Below are 20,831 nucleotides of genomic sequence, written 5' to 3' on the forward strand. Positions count from 1 at the left end.
TGTGATGGCGGGGATTTCTCTGAAGGTTTCGTTTTCCCTTGCTGGCGTTCTTTTTGCAGCATTTCTTGTTTGTACCGGCGTTTATCTCACTTTGGGAGCAGTTGGGAAGAGGTTCGCTAAAGTCGACTCTTTGAGCTGACTGAAATAGGAAGAAAGACACACTGATCATGTGTTGCTATGAGGAGTATCCTTCTTATTGTACAGAGTTAATAGTTGTCAGTTAGCGAAAAATTAGTCAGTATTGTTCTCTACTTTCTCAATCTCCCTCCGATTCGACACTCTCTTGAGCCTCTGACAATTGCGGCCACGAGTTCGTGACCATCGAGGTCGATTTCCTTTTGGCGCCACAATCATAGGCGACGAAGTCGGCAAGGACATCAAGATTTGGGATATCGCTACGGCAGAAACCGTAGAGGAGACCCGCGAGCTGGCTGACGACCTCCGCGCCCGCGTGCTTTACATGCTCAACCGTCTGGGCATCGAACCCATCTCGGAGGATGCACCCCTCTCGGCTTAGCTTTCAGCCGCGTGGGAACTCAGCTGAAGAGTGCGAAACCACTAATCTTGGTTCCTGAATACTGTCGAAATCTGTGTGGAGAACCGAAGATATCGTGACTGCCAACAATACTGCTGCGTACGAACCCGTACAGCGCATCCTGCTGCCCAAGCGTGGCGAGCCGGTCGACGTCCGCATGCTCTACCTCATCGAGTCCGAGCAAAACCGCGAGCGCCTCAGCTGGAGTGGCCGCACTTCCGTGACCATCCCGGCCGGCGAAGAGGCCTCCTTCGAGACCTACTTCAATGCGTTCCCGGCCGCCTACTGGCGCCGTTGGTCCCAGCTGAAGTCCATCGTGCTGGTCATGGACGTGGAGGGAGAGGCCAACATCTCCCTGTACCGCTCCAAGCAGGACGGCCAGCGCATCGCCGTGGCCAACCACGTGGTGACCACCGGGCACCACGAGTTTGAGCTGCCCCTGAAGAACTTCGAGGACGGCGGCCTGCTGTGGTTCGATGCCTCCGCCGTTGAGGACACCGTGCTTACCGACGCCGCTTGGTGCGCCCCGCATGCCCCGAACCCGCAGCTCCTGCCGGACGGCAGCGAGTATCCGGCGCAGGAGAAGCGCGTCGCCGTGGGTATCCCGACCTTTAACCGCCCGACGGATGCTGTCGCGGCGCTGCAGGCGTTGGCGGAGGACCCGGTGGTGGACGGCATCATCGACTACGTCCTTATGCCGGACCAAGGGAACCAGCACCCCGCGGACGAACCAGGCTACGACGAAGCCGTTGCGCACTTTGGTGAGCGCTTCCGCGAGTTCCGCCAGGGCAACCTGGGCGGCTCGGGTGGGTACTCCCGCATCATGTTCGAGGCGCTGGAAAACACAGACTCGCCCTACATCCTCTACATGGATGATGACATTGCCATCGAGCCGGATTCCATTCTTCGTGCGGTCCAAGCAGCGCGCTACGCCGCCAAGCCCTTCATCGTGGGCGGGCAGATGCTCAACCTGCAGGAGCGCTCCCAGCTGCGCACCACCGGCGAGCGCGTGAACCGCGCTGACTTCATGTGGGGCGCGGCCGAGCACGCCGTCTACGACCACGACTTTGCCAAGTACCCGCTGCGCGCCATCGGTGATACGCAGTCCCGCCTCGACCCGAAGAAGTATGACTCCCGCGCGCTGCACCGCCGCGTCGACGTGGAATACAACGGCTGGTGGATGTGCCTCTTCCCGCGCGTCGTCGCGGAAAGCATCGGGCAGCCGCTACCGCTGTTTATCAAGTGGGACGACACCGAATACTCCCTGCGTGCTGCCGCCCACGGTTTCCCCACGGTGACCTGGCCGGGCGCGGCCATCTGGCACATGGCGTGGGCGGATAAGGACGATGCCATCGACTGGCAGGCCTACTTCCACTTGCGCAACCGCCTCATCGTGGCGGCCCTCTACCACGAGGGTGATGCGCGCGGGATTACCAAGTCGATCTTTAAGTCCACCCTCAAGCACACCATGTGCATGGAGTACTCCACCATGGCCATCCAGTTGGAGGCTATGAAGGACTTCCTGGCCGGCCCGGATCAGCTCTTCGACATCTTGGAGTCCTCGTTGCCGCGCATCGCCGCAATCCGTAAGGAATTCCCGGATGCTGTCATTATCGATTCGGCGGACCAACTGCCCGCGCCCACCGGCGCGCCGGGCGTGCCGACCCGCAATGTCGGTGGCCGCCTGGGCAAGATCAAGAAGATTCCGTGGCTCATCAAGTCTGCCAAGCACTTGGTCACCAAGGAAGATCCAGCGCACCATGAAGCGCCGCAGCTCAACCTCACCCCGGAGGAGGCCCGCTGGTTCACGCTCTCCCGCGTCGATTCCGCCACCGTCTCTACCGCGGGTGGCACCGGCGTGGCCTTCCGCAAGCGCGACCGCGAGCTGGCCCTCGAGCTGGTGAAGTCCACCCGCGAGCTGCTCAAGGAAATCGAGGATAACTTCGATGACCTGCGCGCCGAGTACCGCGCGGCCCTGCCGGAGCTGACCTCCCGCGAGTCCTGGCGAAAGGTCTTCGATGCCCAATAAGCTTTCTGTCGCCGAATCCCACGTCCTTGAAAAGATTCAGGACGCGGCCTTTGATGCGCCCGGTGTTCTGCCCACCGCGCGGGGTTTAAGCCACTTCGGCGAGCACGCCCTGGGCTGGCTGGCGCTCTCCGGCTTGGGTGTCGCCGTGAATTACCAGAATCCGGCGCGTCGCCGCCAGTGGCTAGCCGTCGGTGCGGGTGCTTTCACGGCGCACGCGGCCAGCGTTGTGATCAAGCGCATTGTGCGCCGCAAGCGCCCGGACTATGACTACGTCAAAGTCGGCGTGAAAACCCCGTCTAAGCTGTCTTTTCCGTCGTCCCACGCGACGTCGACAAGCGCGTTCCTCGTGGGTGCAGCGCACGTTCTAGGAACCCCGGCACCGCTCGTTGGTGTGCCGGTCATGATGGCCTCGCGTATGGTGCTCGGGGTACATTACCCATCCGATACGGCGATCGGTGCCCTGCTGGGAGCCGCCACCGCGGAAGCATGTCACCGCTATGAAAGGAAGACGGCATGAGCGAACGTCCTAACCGCGTCGACGACGGTGAGCAGAGAGTCTTCCACTCTGAGCCGCACACCTCCGGCATCGATACTGGCCGCAAGCGCAAGCCGCCGAAGAACCTCGCCGATGGCATGGTGAAGGCCCTGCGCCCCAAGCAGTGGGTCAAGAACGTCCTCGTTCTCGCCGCCCCTGCGGCAGCGGGTGCGGAGTCGCTGTTCCACACGCGCGTGCTTCTCGACGTCCTCCTCGCCTTCATCGTCTTCTGCATGGGCGCGTCCTCCATCTACCTCATCAACGATGCCCGCGACGTGGAGGCTGACCGCGCGCACCCGACGAAGCGCTTCCGCCCGATTGCGGCGGGTGTGCTTCCGGTGGGCCTGGCCTATGCCATGGCGGCGGTGCTCATCATGGGTTCGATTGGTCTGTCCTTCCTGGCCACCGCAGGCCTGCAGCTCGCCATCGTCATGGCCATCTACATCGGCCTGCAGCTGGGCTATTGCTTCGGGTGGAAGCACATGCCGGTGATCGATATCGCCTTGGTGTCCTCCGGTTTCATGCTGCGCACCATGGCCGGTGGTGTGGCCGCGGGCATCGTGCTCTCCCAGTGGTTCCTGCTGGTGGCCGCATTTGGTTCGCTGTTCATGGCCTCGGGCAAGCGCTACTCGGAGATCCTTCTGGCGGAGCGCACGGGCGCCAAGATCCGCAAATCCCTGGAGGGCTATACGCCTACCTACCTGCGCTTCGTGTGGACTCTGGCGGCCACCGCAGTTGTCATGTCCTACTCCCTGTGGGGATTCCAGCTCTCCAACGAGTCTGATGGCCCGGCCAGCGTGTGGTACCAGGTGTCCATGGTGCCGTTTACTATCGCGATTCTGCGCTATGCCGCCGACGTGGACCGCGGCAACGGTGGTGCCCCGGATGAGATTGCCCTGGAGGACCGCGTCCTCCAGATTCTGGCTCTGCTGTGGCTGGCCTGCATTGCTATGGCTGTTTACATCATGCCGGTCATGATGGGCTAAACTCTCTCCTCATGCGAAAATCCGGATCACGTACCGCGGCGGCGCTCAGCGCGTTGGCCTCGGTCATCGTGATCGGAGTTTTCTCGTTGTGGGGTGGCTTCGCCCGCCGCTGGATTTCTGACGATGGCCTGATCGTCCTGCGCACGGTGCGCAACCTGGAGGAGGGCAACGGCCCCGTCTTCAACAACGGCGAGCGCGTGGAGGCCAATACCTCGACGCTGTGGCAGTACCTCATCCTGCTTGCCCGCTGGGTCACCAACGCCCCGCTGGAGTCCATCGCCGTCAACCTGGGATTGCTTCTGGCGGTCGCGGCCATGATGTTGGGGGCGTGGGCCACAGCCCGGGCCTTCTTCCGCTCGGGCCAACTCGCCACTCCGCTTCTGGCGCCCGCGGGCGCGCTGGTCTACCTCGCGCTGCCGCCTGCCCGTGATTTCTTTACCTCCGGACTCGAGTGGGGCCTGTCCATCTTCTACCTCGCCGCCCTGTGGGCGTTGCTCCAGCACTGGGCGCAGTCTCGCGATAACGCCAGCGCCTACTGGCTGGCGCTGTGGGCGGGATTGTCCTGGCTCGTGCGCCCGGAATTCGCGCTCTACGGCGGGCTGGCCGGCCTGCTCCTCTTGGCGGCGCACCGCAACTGGAAAGTCTGGCTCGGCATTCTTGGCGCGGCCCTGCCCATCCCGGCGGGTTACCAATTCTTCCGCATGGGCTATTACGGCCTGTTGACGCCGCACACGGCGGTGGCCAAGTCGGCGTCGTCAAGCGCGTGGGGCAGCGGCCTGGACTATGTCGGTGACTTCGTTGGTCCGTATGCCCTGTACTTGCCCGTTCTCGTGCTGGCGGGTGCTGCGCTGTGGACCTTCCGCGCCCACCTGCGTCCGGCGGCCCTGCGAAGCTCCACGACCGTCACTTATCTGCTGGTCGGTGCGGCGGTGGTGCATGTGGTGTACGTGCTGCGCGTCGGCGGCGACTTCATGCACGGCCGCATGTTGCTGTTGCCGCTGTTTGCCGCCCTCCTGCCGGTCTTCGTGCTGCCGCTGAGAGGCCTGGTGTCTGGGCTCGCGGCGGCCTTCTGCGCGGTGTGGGCCGTGGTGGTCGTGCTGCGCGGGCACCCCACGGACTGGGAGGCCTACGAGCAGCCGCTGTCCATCGTGGATGAGCGCGACTTCTGGACCTACGCCACGAACCGCGAGGCAGGCTACCCGCCGCGCTCGGCCAAAGACTACCTGGGGATGAAGTTCATGCGCGGATACGGGGAAGCCGCCGAAAAGTTAGCGGACGGCGATGCGCTGGGTGTTATCTACGTAGAGGACGAGGAAAAGGACCTTCTCAATTGGCTCACCGTTCCGCGCGAGCCGGGCGCGGAGGAGCCGCCGACGGTCTACCTGGTCAATCTGGGCATGACCTCAATGAACGCGCCGCTCAACGTGCGGGTGCTCGACACCATCGGCCTGGCCACCCCGCTGGCCGCACGGATGCCCCGCGAGGAAGGCGGGCGTGTGGGCCACGACAAGCACCTCGAGCTGGAGTGGCAGGCGGCGCTGACCGGCGCGGACATTGAGTACCTCCCGCCGTGGTATGACAAGGAGAAGACTCGGCAGGCGCGGGCGGCGCTGGCGACGCCAGAGGTGCAGGAGCTTGTTGCTTCCTACAGCGAGCCCCTGACGTGGGAGCGCTTCCGCGCGAACCTGGCCTTCTCCGTGACCACGGGGCGCACCCTCATGTTTTCTGCCGATCCGGCCGATTACCCTGCCCACTAGCTTGGGGCGGGCTGGCAAATACCCCCACGGGGAGGCAAAAATTGCCAGGGTGCGTTACGCTACAAAAGATTCTCGTTATTGATCCGTAACTATCGCTGGCGTGTTGGCGATGTAGTAATGGCAGTAAAAATGTTAAGGAGAAACATGAGTTCACTAAGCTCTGGCCTGCGGACTCGGGTCCTCTCAGTGGTGGCCGCTATCGCCGTGGCCTTGGGCCTGGTCGTGACCGCCGGCACCCAGGAAGCATCCGCGGCTCACCGTGACTGGCTGCGCGCGGACGCCACCGGCACCTGCGAGTGGGATCGCGTTGGCTTCTGGGTGCAGCGCTGCGATGTGTGGTCCCAGGCGATGGGCCGAAACATCCCGGTGCAGATCCAGCCTGCCAAGAACGGCGGCAACGCGGGCCTCTACCTGCTCGATGGTCTGCGCGCGACCGATTCCACCAACGCGTGGATCCATGACGTCAACGCCGCGCGCACCTACGTGGATCACAACATCACCCTGGTGATGCCGGTGGGCGGCGCTGGCTCCTTCTATGCAGACTGGAACGGTCCGGCTACGTACGATCTGGTCAAGCCGGTCAACTACCAGTGGGAGACCTTCCTGACGCAGGAGTTGCCGGCTTACCTTGAGGGCAACTTCGGCGTGGCCCGCAACAATAACTCCATTGCTGGTCTGTCCATGGGCGCTACCGCAGCGATTACCCTCGCTGGCAAGCACCCCGAGCAGTTCCGTCAGGCGCTGTCCTACTCCGGCTACCTCACCACGACGTTGCCGGGAGCCCAGACCTTTATGCGCCTGGCGCTTCTCGACGCCGGCGGCTTCAACATCAACGCCATGTACGGCTCCGTCATCAACCCGAAGCGCTTCAGCAATGATCCCTTCAACCTGATCCCGGATCTGGCTGCAAACGGAACGGATGTTTACGTGTCCGCCGCTTCCGGTGTTCCGGGGCCGCTGGATCAACAACGCTACTTGCCGCAGCACATCGCGTCGGGCATGGCGTTGGAAGCCTTCGCCAACGGCACCACCCGCCTGTGGGAGCTCAAGGCTCGGGCGATGGGTGTTCGCCTGCAGACGGATTACCCAGCCCAGGGTCTGCACAACTGGGAGCAGTTCGGTTACCAGCTGGAACGCTCCAAGCCGCAGGTGCTTAACGTTATGAACGCCTGGTAACCAGCTAGCCGCCGTGCCCTTGGGTGTGGCGGCTTTTTTCATCCCACCGTTGGGCGTGTCCCCCTACCGAAAGTCTCAAGTTAAACTTAAACTTGAGAACACACTAGACCGCTCACCACGCGTGCGGCGGCGAGTTCCGCAGGAGGGGAACCTGCGGAACTCGCGCGCGGTACCGCGTGCCCTTATCTCGATATACCCCTTAAAAGGACTCTTCAATGCCGAACACTGCGTCATCTCAGCCTCGCCGGTCCGCTAAGGATTCCGGCCTGCGTTCCCCGTCCGCAGCCCGCAAGGGCCTGACCATCGCTGCGCTGCCCACCGCCGTGGCAGTGGGCTTTGCGTTGCTGCCTATCGCAAACGCGCAGTCCTCAAGCTCTTCGAGCGAGGGCATTACCGACCTGCTGGGAAGCTCTAACTTCTCCGATTCTTTCGCCCCGTCCAACCCGCCGCAGCGTACCCCGGTGGAGACGGAGTACCCGAAGATCGACGGCCTGCCGGAGGGCGTGTCCGTCTCCCGCGTGGAATACCTGACCAACCGCCACCTCAAGGTCTACATCAAGTCCGCCGCCATGCCGGACAAGGAGCAGGTCGTGCAGATTCAGCTTGCGCGCGATTGGTACTCCAGCCCGGACAAGACCTTCCCGGAGGTCTGGGCACTCGACGGCCTGCGCGCGCGTGACGATGAGTCCGGTTGGACCATCGAGACCAACATCCTGTCCCAGTACGCCGACCGCAACGTCAACCTCATCATGCCGGTGGGCGGCGAGTCCTCTTTCTACTCCGACTGGCAGAAGGAAGACAACGGCACCCACTACATGTGGGAGACCTTCCTGATGAAGGAGCTCATCCCGATCCTGGAGAAGGGCTACCGCTCCAACGGCAAGCGCGCCGTGACCGGTATCTCCATGGGTGGTACCGCCGCCATGAACCTGGCCGAGCGCAACCCCTGGGCCTTCAAGTATGTTGGCTCTTTCTCGGGTTACCTCGACACCACCACCACCGGTATGCCGGAGGCCATTACCGCCGCGCAGGCTGATGCCGGCGGATTCACCTCCACCAACATGTGGGGCGATCTCTACTCCCAGGATTGGATCGATCACGATCCGAAGCTGGGTATTGAAAACCTCAAGGACATGAAGGTCTACGTCTCCGCCGGCAACGGCAAGGACGACTACGGCCAAATCGGCTCCGTGGCGAAGGGCCAGGCCAACATGGCCGGCGTGGGCCTAGAAGCAATCTCGCGCATGTCCACCCAGACCTTCGTTGACTACGCCAAGCGCGTCGGCGTCGAGCCGGTCGTGAAGTTCCGCCCGACCGGCGTTCACAGCTGGGAATACTGGCAGTTCGAGATGACCGAGGCATGGCCCTACATCGCCGATTCTCTCGGCTTGGACAAGAGCGACCGTGGCGCGGACTGCACCCCGGTTGGGGCCATCGCTGAGGCCACCAAGTCCGGCATCATCGGCTCCTGCGTGAACAACGAGTATGACGTCGCCGAGCGCGGCAAGGCCCAGGACTTCCAGGCCGGTACTGCCTACTGGTCCCCGGAGACTGGTGCGCACGCCGTTATCGGCCGCATCGGCGCACGCTACTCCGAGCTCGGTGGCCCGACCTCCTGGTTGGGTTTCCCGAAGACCGGTGAGGAGAAGACCCCCGACGGTCGCGGACGCTACGTCCACTTCGAGCATGGCTCCATCTACTGGACCCCGGAGACCGGCGCCTGGCCTATCTCGAAGGACTTCTTCGACGCCTGGGGCAAGAACGGCTTCGAGGGCGGCGACCTCAAGTACCCGGTAGCCGAGCCGCGCAAGGTCGGCGACGGCGAGGTCCAGGAGTTCGAGGACGGCGTACTGACCCGCAATCCAGACGGTTCCTTCCACATCGTGCACGGTGCTATCGGCGCGAAGTACAAGGAGCTGAAGGCTGCTGACTCCGAGCTGGGCTTCCCGGTGGGTGAGGAGAAGGCCGTCAACGGCGGCTTCTTCCAGGAGTTCGAGCACGGCAACATCTACTGGTCCATGGACTCCGGCGCGCACTACATCCTCAAGGGAGAGATCTTCGATGAGTGGGGAAAGCACGGCTACGAGCAGGGCGAGTTCGGCTGGCCCACCGAGGATTATGCGACGATCCCGGCCGGCGGGCTGACCCAGACCTTCCAGCACGGTGTTATCCGCAAGGTCATGGGCCAGGTTCAGGCGGATAAGAAGTAGGGACGGCTATGCGATTTTTCTCCGCCCGTCCCGCTGCGACAGCCGGCGCGGCCGTGTTGCTGGCCGCCGGTGCGCTGTTGACCGGCTGCGGTTCCGCCACCGTCGAGGAAGGTGAGGCCACCGAAACATCGGTGGCGCCGCTGGAGCGCTCCTCGGGGGCGAGCGGTGAATCGTCGGCAAGCAAGGCGTCGGCCAGCTCAGCGTCGGAGTCCCCCTCCGAGCAGAGTGAGCGAGCGCAGGAAGACGAGCCGGAGGACCGCGGCGCGCGCGAGATCTCCGAAATTCCCGCGCCCGCGCCTGAACAGGGCCCGGACCAGGACTTCCTGGCCGCAGTGGCTGAGAAGGGCGTGAACATCGACGGTGTGGAAGACCAGCTGGTGGGTGCCGCGCAGGCCTCCTGCCAGGGCGATACCGTCACCGTGCCCGCGGTGGCCGGGCAGCTCATCGAGCAGGGCCGTAGCGAACTCAGCCACGAAGAACTCGTCCAGCTCATCACCGAGCAGGGCCGCGCGCTCTGCGCTCAGTAATGTGGCAGGGATTTTCCAGTCAATCCCGCACCTTCCCAAGGTAGAAATTTCTTCATGCGTAAAACCATGCGTAACACTCTGACCGTCCTTGCCGTGGTCGTCCTCCTCGCCCTGATTGGCGGGGGAGCGGTTCACTTCCTCAATACCCGCGGGGAAGGGGAACAAGGAAACCTTGCGGAGCCTGCCCCTTCCCAGGAGGAGGGCAACACGGACCCCGAGCAGCCGGATTGGTGCCCGCGCGTGGAGTTCATCTCCGCGCCGGGAACGTGGGAGTCTGCTGCGGACGATGATCCGATCAACCCGGGGGCGAACCCGAACTCCTTCATGCTCTCGATCACGAATCCCCTGAAGGAGGCCTACGTCCCCGAGGACGTTAAGGTGTGGACGCTGCCGTACACCGCGCAGTTTAAGAACATCAACGCGCAGCACGAGATGAGCTACGACGATTCCCGCAACGAAGGCACCTCGCGCCTCGAGGGCGAGCTGACCTACATGCACGAGACCTGCCCGGACACGAAGTTCATCCTGAGTGGCTTCTCGCAGGGTGCGGTCATTGCGGGCGATGTGGCGGACAGGATTGGTGGCGGCAACGGGCCCATCCCCGCAGAGAACGTGGCGGGCGTGGCGCTCATTGCGGACGGCCGGCGCCAAGACGGCGTGGGCATTAACCCGGGCGCGCACGTCGGCGGCGTGGGCGCGGAGATTGCCTTGCAGCCGGTATCGACCTTGATTCAGGGCATCGTTCCGGGCGCCACAATGCGTGGCGAGCGCGCCAATGGCTTCGGAGCGCTGGCGGACCGCACTTTCCAAATCTGCGCGCCGAATGACTCCATCTGCGATGCCCCGCTGGACGTGAGCAACGGGCTCGAACGCGCGCGCGACCTCATCGATGCCAACGGTGTTCATGCACTGTATGCCTACAATCCGGACGTCATCGACGGCGCCACGGCCAACCAGTGGGTGACGCAGTGGGCCAAGGACATCATCGACGCGCAGTAGCGCTTGACGACGTCCCGTCCGCGCGCCATGTAACGTTCGGCACATCCCTTCTGATATTTTCAATGTCAAAAGTACGTGAAGCAGGGGTGCGCGCCCCTCTCTACCCTACGAAGGAGCTTTCCCACATGGACCTGAAAGCCTTGATCGGCCAGTTCTTCGACGAGAAGGGCAACATCGCCCTACCGCCTCACCTCACGTTGGCGGGCCTCGCCGAACACGTCTATGCCGCGGAGCAGCAGGCGGGAATCCCGGATCGCCCGGTGATGCGCCAGTGGGTCTTTAGCGATAACCCGGAGGGAACGCCGCGCGATATCACCCGCTCCCAGGTCAATACCCGAATCAAGGCGGTGGCCGCACGCCTGCAGCAGGTGGGCACAATGGGGGACCGCGTCGCCATCCTGGCGGGCAACTCCCCTGAGTACATCTTCGGCTTCCTGGGCGCGATGTACGCCGGCATGACCCCAATTCCGCTCTATGATCCGAATGAACCCGGCCACACCGATCATCTGCGGGCGGTCTTCGGGGATGCCAACCCGTCGATCGTGCTGACCAACAACCTTTCCGCTGCCGCCAACCGCGCGTACTTCTCGGACCGCCCGGCGGCTGAGCGCCCGCGCATCATTTCCATCGACTCCCTGCCGGATTCGCTGGCGCAGAGCTGGGTCAACCCGTTGGAGACGGAGGAAGGCAAGGCCGCGCTTGCCGCGCTGCAAACCGCGCCGCTGGACCAGCCCGCCTTCCTGCAGTACACCTCCGGTTCCACCCGCACCCCGGCGGGCGTGTTGCTGACTAACCGCAACATCATGACCAACGTGCTGCAGATCTTCACCGCGGTGCAGATCAAGCTGCCGGCCCGCGTGGTGTCCTGGCTGCCGATGCACCACGACATGGGCATCATCCTGGCGGTTTTCGTGACCATCCTGGGCGTCAACCTGGAGATCATGACGCCGCGTGACTTCGTCCAGCAGCCTAAGCGCTGGATTGACCAGCTCAAGCGTCAGCCCATCGATGAGCAGCTGCAGGGAACCTACGCCGTGGTTCCCAACTTCGCCCTCGAGCTCGCCGCGCGCTACGGTGCTCCGGCGGCGGGGGAGACGCTGGACTTCAGCAACGTCGATGGCATCGTGATCGGCTCGGAGCCGGTCACGGAATCTGCGGTGAACTCCTTCTGGGAGACCTTCGGCAAGGAGGAGTATGGCCTGCGCCGTGAGACCCTGCGCCCGTCCTACGGCATGGCGGAGGCCTCGCTGATTGTGACCACCCCGCAGACTCTGGAGCGCCCGATCATTTCGCACTTCGATCGCGAGCGTCTGGCCGAGGGCGAAGCGGTCATCGTCGAAAAGTCTGCGGACTCCGTGGCCTACGCCTCCTGTGGTCAGAGCGTCGTGGCTCAGCACCTGACCATCGTGGACCCGGAGACCAAGGTCGAGTTGCCGGATGGCCGCGTGGGCGAGATCTGGCTGCATGGAGAGAACCGTGCCGCCGGCTACTTGGACCGAGCGGAAGAAACTGCCTCTACCTTCCACAACACGCTCGGCGAGCGTTTGGCGGAGGGCACCCGCGTGCCGAACGCGCCGGAGGACAACAACTGGCTGGCCACCGGTGACCTGGCGGCCATCGTGGATAACCAGGTGTACATCACCGGTCGTCTCAAGGACCTCATCGTGGTGGCTGGCCGCAACCACTACCCGCAGGACATTGAAGGCACCGTGCAGGAGGCCTCGGACCACGTGCGCGCGGACTCCATCGCGGCCTTCTCCGTGGAAGGCGGCAGCACCGAGGAGCTCGTGCTGCTCATCGAGCGCGCCGACGACGCCAACCCGGCCGATGACGCCGCTGCATCCGAGGTCATCCGCTCCGCGGTCTCCGCGAACCACGGCGTGACCCCGGCCGTCATCCAGTGGTTCAGCGCTAACGAAATCAAGCGCACCTCTTCGGGCAAGATTGCCCGCCGCGTGGCCAAGAAGAGCTACCTCGCCTCTTAAAGGCGCCGCACCCTCCAACCCCCGTTCCCCGCGTGAGCCGTGGGGGCGGGGGTTGCCGCTGCCTGTGGGTATGTCGGTTATGAAACCCAAGTTAACAAAGTGAGATAATCGTCCGATAACCCCTATAGACGCATCGATGTGCGCGCTTTTGTGCTGCGCAAAATCGACCGCATAGATAGAAAATTTTAGTCCGCGTAAGAAAGCTAGAGATTTATGACCGTTGAAGAGCTTCGTGGCTGGCTGCGCACCTGGGTTGCGCAGACCACCGGTCTGTCGGCAGAGGAAATCACGGACACCAAGCCACTGGAGAATTTCGGGCTGTCCTCGCGTGACGCAGTCGTCCTCTCCGGCGAATTAGAAAACCTCCTCGGTATTAAGCTCGAGCCCACCGTGGCCTACGAGTACCCCACCATCGCGCAGCTGGCCGAGCGCCTCGTCAACGGCGTCGCCGGCGCCCCGGCAGACAGCGCGCCGGGAGCGGCGGCACCGCGCTCGGCCGCCATCGCGGGCGGGGACATCGCCGTCATCGGCTATGCCGGCCGCTTCCCGGGCGCCAAGAATGTCGACGAGTTCTGGAACATGCTCGTCGAGGGCCGCGCCGGCACCGGCCCGCTGCCCGTCGGCCGCTGGTCGGAGTACTCCTCTGACCCGATTACCAGCGAGAAGATGGAGCAGCAGAACACCGACGGCGGCTACATCGAGGATATCGCTTCCTTCGACGCCGAGTTCTTCGGCCTCTCCCCGCTGGAGGCGGCCAACATGGACCCGCAGCAGCGCATTCTCCTGGAGGTGGCGTGGGAGGCCCTCGAAGACGCCGGTCTGCCCGCCAACCAGCTGCGCGGCACCGCCACCGGTGTCTACATGGGCTCCACCAACAATGACTACGGCATGCTGATTACCGCCGACCCCGCCGAGATGCACCCTTATGCGTTGACGGGCACGTCCTCGGCGATCGTGGCCAACCGCCTGTCCTATGCCTTCGATCTGCGCGGGCCTTCCCTCAACGTGGACACCGCCTGCTCGGCTTCCCTCGTGGCGGTCAACCAGGCGGTCAAGGACCTGCGCGTAGGCGCAGCTGATACGGCTCTCGCCGGCGGCGTGAACATCCTGGCCTCGCCGCACGCCTCCATCGGCTTCAGCGAACTGGGTGTCACCTCGCCCACCAGCGCCATCCACGCCTTCTCCGACGACGCCGACGGCATCGTCCGCGCGGACGCTGCCGGTGTGCTCGTGCTCAAGCGCCTCGAAGACGCTGAACGCGACGGCGACACCATCCACGCCGTCATCAAGGGCTCCGCAGTCAACTCCGACGGCCACTCCAACGGCCTGACCGCCCCCAATCCGGACGCACAGGTCGACGTCCTCGAGCGCGCTTACGCCGACGCCGGCATCCGCCCGCAGGACGTCGACTACGTCGAGGCCCACGGCACCGGCACCATCCTCGGTGACCCCATCGAGGCCACCGCGTTGGGGCGCGTGCTGGGCCCGGGCCGCCAACCGTATAACCCGACCCTGCTGGGCTCCGCCAAGACCAACATCGGCCACTCCGAGTCCGCGGCCGGCGTGGTGGGCCTCATCAAGGTCATCGAGGGCATGCGCCACGGCGTTATCCCGCCAAACATCAACTACGCGGGCCCGAACCGCTATATCGACTTCGACGCCGAGCACCTCGAAGTCGTCGAAGACCCGCGCGAGTGGCCCGAGTACTCCGGCCAGAAAATCGCTGGTGTCTCCGGCTTCGGCTTTGGCGGCACCAACGCCCACGTGGTACTGACCGACTACTGCGGGCTGACCCACCAGGACGCCCCGCAGGTCGCCATCGGCGAAGGCCACCCGGTGGCCCTGCCCGTTTCCGGTCTACTGCCCTCGCGCCGCGCCGCAGCCGCAGCCGACTTGGCAGACTACATCGAAGCCGAGAACCCGAACCTGCTCTCCCTGGCCCGCACTCTCGCGCGCCGTAACCATGGGCGCTCGCGGGCGGTAGTGGTGGCGTCGTCAAGCGAAGAAGCTGTCAAGCGCCTGCGCCAGGTGTCCGAGGGAACCGTCTCCGTCGGCATCGCCGCGGCGGACTCCCCGACGGTGCACGGCCCGGTGTTCATGTACTCCGGTTTCGGCTCCCAGCACCGCAAGATGGCCAAGGACATGATTGCCCTTTCGCCGCAATTCCTCGCGCGCTTGGAGGAGCTCGACGTCATCGTGGAGCGCGAATCCGGCTGGTCCATTCTGGAGCTGGTTCATGATGACGAGCAGACCTACAACACCGAAACCGCGCAGGTAGCCATCACCGCCATCCAGATCGCGCTGACGGACCTGCTGGCCACCTTCGGCGTGCGCCCGGCGGGTGTGATCGGCATGTCCATGGGCGAAATCGGCGCGGCCTACGCTGCGGGCGGCATTAAGGCCGAAGAGGCCATGCGCATCGCCTGCCACCGCGCGCGCCTGATGGGTGAGGGCGAGGCCTCGCTTCCCGACGACCAGCAGGGCGCCATGGCCGTCGTCGAGCTCTCCGCCGAGGAGATCGACGCCCTACCAGGCTCCATCGAGCCCGCCGTCTACACCGGCCCCGGCATGACCACCGTGGGCGGCCCGCGCGAGGAGGTCCTCGCGCTGGTGGAGAAGCTCGACGGCGAGGGCAAGTTCGCCCGCGCGCTCAACGTCAAGGGCGCGGGCCACACCTCCGCTGTGGACCCGCTGTTGGGTGAACTCTATGCGGAAATCGCCGGCATGGAAGCCGCTCCGCTGCACACGACGCTCTTCTCCTCCGTCGACCGCGGCAAGGTCTACCGCCCGGGTGCGGTGCTGCACGATGAGGATTACTGGATCCGCATGACCCGCAAGCCCGTCTACCTGCAGGATGCGACGGAGGCGGCGTTTGCGGCTGGGCACACGCAGATCGTGGAGATCTCCCCGAACCCGATTGCACTCATGGGTCTGATGTCCACCGCCTTTGCCGCGGGCAAGGCGGATGCGCAGCTGCTTTACAGCCTGAAGCGCAAGATGGATCCCACCGAGTCGCTGCTGGACCTGTTGGGCAAGCTCTACGTCACGGGTACTCCGGTGGACTACACCAAGGTCTTTGGTTCCGGTGCGCTTGTCGCCGCCCCGCATACCCGCTTCCGCCGCCAGCGTTTCTGGACCAACGCTCGTCCTTCTTCTGGCGTATCCGGCCTGCCGGGAGCGCGCGTGACGCTGCCGGAGGGCGCGGTGGCGTTCTCCACGAACGCTGACCAGGCGCCGAGCGCGCTGGCCATCCTGGAGGCTGCCGCCGAGGCCGTGACCCCGGGCGCCCACATCGCGGCGAGCGAGGAGCACCTCGACCTGCCCGCGAAGGGCGAGGTCACCACGATTGTTCGCCGCACGCTGGGCGGGCTGTCGTTGGCGGTGCACTACGTGGATGGTGCGACGACCAAGCTCATCGCGGAAGGTTTTGCGTCGACGCTCAACCTTGCCGAACCCGCTGCGGCCCCGGAGCCGAGCCTGCCGCAGGCGGTGACTGCGCCGCAGTTCGCTGACCCCGATGTGGGCGCCGATGCCGTGCGCTGGGACCCGGAGAAGGAGAGCGTGGAGGAGCGCTTGGCGCTCATCGTGTCGGAGTCCATGGGCTACGACGTCTCCGATCTCCCGCGTGAGCTGCCGCTCATTGATCTCGGCCTGGATTCGCTCATGGGCATGCGCATCAAGAACCGCGTGGAGAATGACTTCCAGATTCCGCCGCTGCAGGTGCAGGCGCTTCGCGACGCCTCCCTCGCCGACGTCATCACCATGGTCGAAGATGCCGTGTCCGAGCAGCCCGGTGCTGCCGCGCAGGCGCCGGCCGACGCGGCCGCTGATGCGCCCTCCGCGGACGACAACTCCGCTGAAGACTCTTCCGCTGCGAGCGCGAAGGAAGCTGCGGGACAGGGAGCGGCCGAGGAGGCTAGCACGGGCGTAGGCGTCGCACCGCGCGATGCCTCCGAGCGCATGGTCTTCGGCACCTGGGCCACCTTCACCGGTAAGGCCGCGGCCGGAGTGACCTCCGCGCTGCCGCAGGTCAGCGATGAGGTGGCTGAGAAGATTGCCGAGCGTCTCACCGAGCGCGCCGGCATCGAGGTCACCGCGCAACAAGTCTACGAGGCCGAAGCACTGGAGAACCTGGCGGATCTGGTCCGCGAAGGCCTGGAGACCGAGGTCGAGGGCAATATCCGTGTCCTGCGCGAGGCCGATGGCCCCGCCGTCTTCATGTTCCACCCGGCCGGCGGCACCACCGTGGTTTACCAGCCGCTGACTCGCCGCCTGCCTGCCGACGTCGCCGTCTACGGCGTGGAGCGTCTCGAGGGCAGCCTGGAGGATCGCGCCGCCGCCTACATCGAGGACATCCTGCACTACGCGCGCGGGCGCAAGGTCGTGCTTGGCGGCTGGTCCTTCGGCGGTGCGTTGGCCTATGAGGTGGCCTACCAGCTGCAGGAGCGCGCCGCCCGCGGTGAGGACTCCGCCGAGGTAGCCTTCATCGCGCTGCTGGATACCACGCAGCCGGCCCATCCGGCCCCGAAGACGCTGGAGGAGACCAAGGCCCGCTGGGGCCGCTACGCTGCCTTCGCCAAGAAGACCTACGGCCTGGACTTCGAGCCGCCCTACGAAATGCTGGAGACCGTGGGCGAAGATGCTCTCATGGCCATGCTCGCGGAATTCCTCAGCTCCACCGACGCTTCCGAACACGGCCTGTCCGCCGGTGTGCTGGAGCACCAGCGTGCATCCTTCGTGGACAACCAGATTTTGGGTTCGCTGGATATGGGACGGTGGGCGTCGGTAAGCGTGCCCGTCATCCTCTTCCGCTCCGAGCGCATGCATGACGGCGCCATCGAGCTCGAACCGGCGTATGCGGAGATTAACCCGGACGGCGGCTGGGGCGTTATCGTGAAGGATCTGGAGATTGTGCAGCTGCCGGGCGACCACCTGGCGGTTCCCGACGAGCCCGCAATCGGTATCGTGGGCAAGCACATGGAGGAATGGATCGAGGAGAAGATTCGGAAGTGACTAGCACCGCTGACAAGCTAGCGGACCTACGCGAGCGCCTCGAGCGCGCCCAGGACCCCGGCAGTGAACGCTCCCGGGCCCGTCGCGATGAGGCAGGGCGCTCGACTCCGCGCCAACGCATTGCCGCGCTTCTCGACGAAGGCTCCTTCGTCGAAACGGGTGCCCTGGGCAAGACCCCCGGCGACCCGGATGCGATTTACTCCGACGGCGTGGTCACCGGTCACGGCCGCATCAACGGCCGCCCGGTGTGCATCTACGCACACGATAAGACCGTCTACGGCGGTTCCGTGGGCGTGACCTTTGGCAAGAAGGTCACCGACATCATGGATCTGGCCATCAAGATTGGTTGCCCAGTTATCGGTATTCAGGATTCCGGTGGTGCGCGCATTCAGGACGCGGTGACGTCTTTGGCTATGTACTCCGAGATTGCCCGCCGCCAGCTGCCGCTGTCCGGCCGCAGCCCGCAGATTTCCATCATGATGGGCAAGTCCGCCGGTGGCGCGGTGTATGCGCCGGTGACCACGGACTTCATCATCGCCGTCGATGGTGAGGCGGAGATGTACGTGACGGGTCCGAACGTGATCAAGGAAGTCACAGGCGAGGAGATCTCTTCCCATGACCTCGGCTCTGCGCGCCAGCAGGAGCTCAACGGCAACGTGTCCGTCGTGGTGCCTTCCGAGGATGAGGCCTTTGACTTGGTGCGCGATTTGCTGGACCACCTGCCGCTGACCTGCTTCGACGAGTCCCCGGTCTTCGACGCACCTACTGATGAGGAGGTGGCTGAGGACACCGAGCTGGATTCCTTCATGCCGGATGACACGAACGCCGGCTACGACATGATGGACCTGCTCACACAGCTTGGCGACGATGACGATCTCATCGAGATCCAGGAAAACTACGCCCCCAACGTCATTACCGCCTTTGGCCGTATTGATGGCAAGGCCGTGGGCTTTGTGGCCAATAACCCGATGCACTCGGCGGGCTGCATCGATGCGGATGCCGCCGATAAGGGCGCGCGCTTTATCCGTATTTGCGATGCCTACAACATCCCGCTGGTCTTCGTGGTGGATACGCCGGGCTACCTGCCGGGCGTGGACCAGGAGAAGGCCGGTCTGATTCACCGCGGTGCGAAGTTCGCTTTTGCTGTGGTGGAGGCTACCGTGCCGAAGGTCTCGCTGATTGTGCGCAAGGCTTATGGCGGCGCCTATGCCGTGATGGGCTCGAAGAACTTGACCGGTGATATCAACCTGGCGTGGCCGACGGCCCAGATTGCCGTGATGGGCTCGGCCGCCGCCGTGGTCATGATTGCGGGCAAGCAGCTCGAGGCCGCCGAGACCCCGGAGCAGCGCGCCATGACGAAGAAGATGTTCATGGACTTCTACGACGAGACCATGACCGCGCCCTATGTCGCTGCGGAGCGTGGCTACCTCGACGGCATGATTAAGCCTTCTGAGTCGCGCTTGGCCCTGCGCCGCGCGCTGCGCCAGCTTGCCGATAAGCAGGAGAAGGACCTGCCCAAGAAGCACACCATCTCCCCGCTCTAGCGTCGTCTGAGTCAGGATAGAAGCTGAAGAAGGCCTGCGGATCGCGCTGAATTTTGTGTCTCGGCGTAACGTGCGGGCCCGTTCTATCCGATAAGTTTAAGGACTAGGAATTCAATCAAAGGAGCACTTCAATGCTGTCTAGCGTTCTTGACCTCAGCGGCGACGTTATCAACCTCGTTATCATGCTGCTCAACCGCGTCGGCGTGACCATTTCTGGCTCGTCCCTGAGCTCGAAGTAGCGTTCGCGCGCACCCCTCTCCGCCACACGTGCGGCTCCCCACTGGACTGATTGCTCAGTCCAACGTGAGCGGCTCAAAAGCGGGGAGGGTTTCTTCATGCCCTGGCTTGCGTGGCCGAGGGAGTCAACGCGCCTTGAGAAGGCGCGGTGCGCTAAAACTCTGAATGCGGGATCGCCGAAGAGCCCCAAGGCCGCGGTGCGACTCAGGGAGTGCGGGAATTCCTACCGCAGGTCAGCCCAGACGGGGCTGGGTATCAGTACTGGTGGCCCACCGCCGGGTGGCAGCCACGCCATCCGCCCCTCGATGCGGTCGATGTGCCCGCGATAGGTGGGTCGGGCGGGGTCATCATCATTGATCGCGTTGTGGTACTTACACAGCGGGACGAGGTTGTTGATGTTGGTTGGCCCGCCATCTTGCCACCGTCTGATGTGGTGCATCTGGCATTCCGCGGCCGGTTTATTGCACCCGAGCCAGGCGCACGTCGGATGCTCCGCGCTGAGCAGGAGGCGCTGTTTGTCGTTGGCGAAGCGGCTGCCGTAATAGAGATTGACGGGTCCTTCGACGGGGTGGAAGAGCGAGACGAAGCCGCGCTCGGCAAACTGCGTGCGGATAAACTCTGCGCCGGTCATGGTGCCGCCGTCGGTTGCCTGCAGAATGATGTCGTCACCCTCACCGCGCACGATCGTGTCGAGCTGATCTAGGCGCACAAGAACGTGCGCATGCAGGACAGGTGTGGGCGCGCCGCCTCCTGCAAAGACTTCGTGGACCGCCTTCAGCAGGTCCGCGGAGGTGGCCTTGAGCGTGCCCACCAGATTCGCAATAGCCCGCGGGCGATCCGTGATGATGAGGCTGTGCATGCCGCCTTTTCGGCGCAGCACCCGCACTCCGGGGCTGGGCTCAGGCCTGAGCTCCGCGAGGCGCCGCTTCGCCACGCCCGCGATCTCACCCGCCGGAGTCTCGCACAGCTCCACGCGCAGGTCCCACGCCTTGCGCGAGTCCTTGACTCGCGCGACATGGCGCTCAATCTGCACCAGCGTATCCAGTGCGTGTTCAGTTTTACGCGCGCGGCGCTGCTTGGCGCTGTAGGCGGTCTGCCCGAAATAGATCCGGTGCAGGCCTTCGAGCTGCCGCGCTACGCGCGGCGTCGCACCCAGCGCGAGCATGTCATCGCGTGTGTGGCCCGCGCACAAAGAAACGACGTGCATGCCGCGAGCGAGTACCCCGAGTAAGTCCCCCAACTTCATGCCCCACACACTAAACCGGGCCGCACACCCCCGCAACCGGAGCGCTAAAAAC

Annotated in this window: 12 protein-coding genes and 1 pseudogene; 12 read left to right on the top strand and 1 reads right to left on the bottom strand. The window is 64.4% G+C overall.

All coding sequences use genetic code 11. The annotated features are described in order from the left end of the window. Nucleotides 1-358 precede the first annotated feature (358 nt). The 12 genes and pseudogenes from HMPREF2807_RS05080 to HMPREF2807_RS05135 form a co-directional block, all read left to right on the top strand. Nucleotides 359-517: pseudogene (locus HMPREF2807_RS05080) on the top strand (protein tyrosine phosphatase); the annotation flags it as partial. 94 nt (nucleotides 518-611) lie between these two features. Next, nucleotides 612-2,564 (top strand): glycosyltransferase, encoded by a 1,953-nt coding sequence (locus HMPREF2807_RS05085; RefSeq protein ID WP_070510917.1) that lies wholly within the window; start codon nucleotides 612-614, stop codon nucleotides 2,562-2,564. Then, entirely contained in the window at nucleotides 2,554-3,081 is a 528-nt protein-coding gene (locus HMPREF2807_RS05090; protein WP_070443283.1) for a phosphatase PAP2 family protein, read from the top strand. The genes HMPREF2807_RS05085 and HMPREF2807_RS05090 overlap by 11 nt, the downstream gene beginning before the upstream one ends. Beyond that, on the top strand, nucleotides 3,078-4,085 hold the full coding sequence (locus HMPREF2807_RS05095; RefSeq protein ID WP_070510919.1) for a decaprenyl-phosphate phosphoribosyltransferase: 1,008 nt from the start codon (nucleotides 3,078-3,080) through the stop codon (nucleotides 4,083-4,085). Before HMPREF2807_RS05090 ends, HMPREF2807_RS05095 begins: the two co-directional genes overlap by 4 nt. Nucleotides 4,086-4,096: 11 nt before the next feature. Further along, nucleotides 4,097-5,842 carry an arabinofuranosyltransferase AftB family protein gene (locus tag HMPREF2807_RS05100; RefSeq protein WP_070510922.1) on the top strand — a complete coding sequence of 582 codons (1,746 nt, stop codon included), beginning with the start codon at nucleotides 4,097-4,099 and terminating at the stop codon, nucleotides 5,840-5,842. 144 nt (nucleotides 5,843-5,986) lie between these two features. Next, nucleotides 5,987-7,018 carry an alpha/beta hydrolase gene (locus tag HMPREF2807_RS05105; RefSeq protein WP_175973789.1) on the top strand — a complete coding sequence of 344 codons (1,032 nt, stop codon included), beginning with the start codon at nucleotides 5,987-5,989 and terminating at the stop codon, nucleotides 7,016-7,018. Between the two features lie 296 nt (nucleotides 7,019-7,314). After that, nucleotides 7,315-9,228: an alpha/beta hydrolase-fold protein gene (locus HMPREF2807_RS05110; protein ID WP_369816140.1), complete on the top strand. Its 1,914-nt coding sequence runs from the start codon at nucleotides 7,315-7,317 to the stop codon at nucleotides 9,226-9,228. Nucleotides 9,229-9,236: 8 nt separating this feature from the next. Next, nucleotides 9,237-9,755 carry a hypothetical protein gene (locus HMPREF2807_RS05115; RefSeq protein WP_070510928.1) on the top strand — a complete coding sequence of 173 codons (519 nt, stop codon included), beginning with the start codon at nucleotides 9,237-9,239 and terminating at the stop codon, nucleotides 9,753-9,755. A 66-nt stretch (nucleotides 9,756-9,821) separates the two neighbouring features. After that, nucleotides 9,822-10,754, top strand: coding sequence for a cutinase family protein (locus tag HMPREF2807_RS05120; protein ID WP_070511010.1), 933 nt, complete (start codon nucleotides 9,822-9,824; stop codon nucleotides 10,752-10,754). Nucleotides 10,755-10,879: 125 nt separating this feature from the next. Beyond that, the gene (locus HMPREF2807_RS05125; RefSeq protein ID WP_070510930.1) at nucleotides 10,880-12,739 is read left to right on the top strand and encodes a FadD32-like long-chain-fatty-acid--AMP ligase; all 1,860 of its coding nucleotides are present in this window, start codon (nucleotides 10,880-10,882) and stop codon (nucleotides 12,737-12,739) included. Nucleotides 12,740-12,952: 213 nt separating this feature from the next. Further along, nucleotides 12,953-17,752: a type I polyketide synthase gene (locus HMPREF2807_RS05130; RefSeq protein ID WP_070510932.1), complete on the top strand. Its 4,800-nt coding sequence runs from the start codon at nucleotides 12,953-12,955 to the stop codon at nucleotides 17,750-17,752. Beyond that, nucleotides 17,725-19,296 (top strand): acyl-CoA carboxylase subunit beta, encoded by a 1,572-nt coding sequence (locus tag HMPREF2807_RS05135; protein WP_070510934.1) that lies wholly within the window; start codon nucleotides 17,725-17,727, stop codon nucleotides 19,294-19,296. The genes HMPREF2807_RS05130 and HMPREF2807_RS05135 overlap by 28 nt, the downstream gene beginning before the upstream one ends. A 460-nt stretch (nucleotides 19,297-19,756) precedes the next feature. Here the strand turns inward: HMPREF2807_RS05135 and HMPREF2807_RS05140 are convergent, their stop codons facing one another. Beyond that, nucleotides 19,757-20,779, bottom strand: coding sequence for an HNH endonuclease signature motif containing protein (locus HMPREF2807_RS05140; protein WP_070510936.1), 1,023 nt, complete (start codon nucleotides 20,777-20,779; stop codon nucleotides 19,757-19,759). Nucleotides 20,780-20,831 lie beyond the last annotated feature (52 nt).

It is taken from the genome of Corynebacterium sp. HMSC074A09 (assembly GCF_001811545.1).
Taxonomy (GTDB): Bacteria; Actinomycetota; Actinomycetes; order Mycobacteriales; family Mycobacteriaceae; genus Corynebacterium; species Corynebacterium hiratae.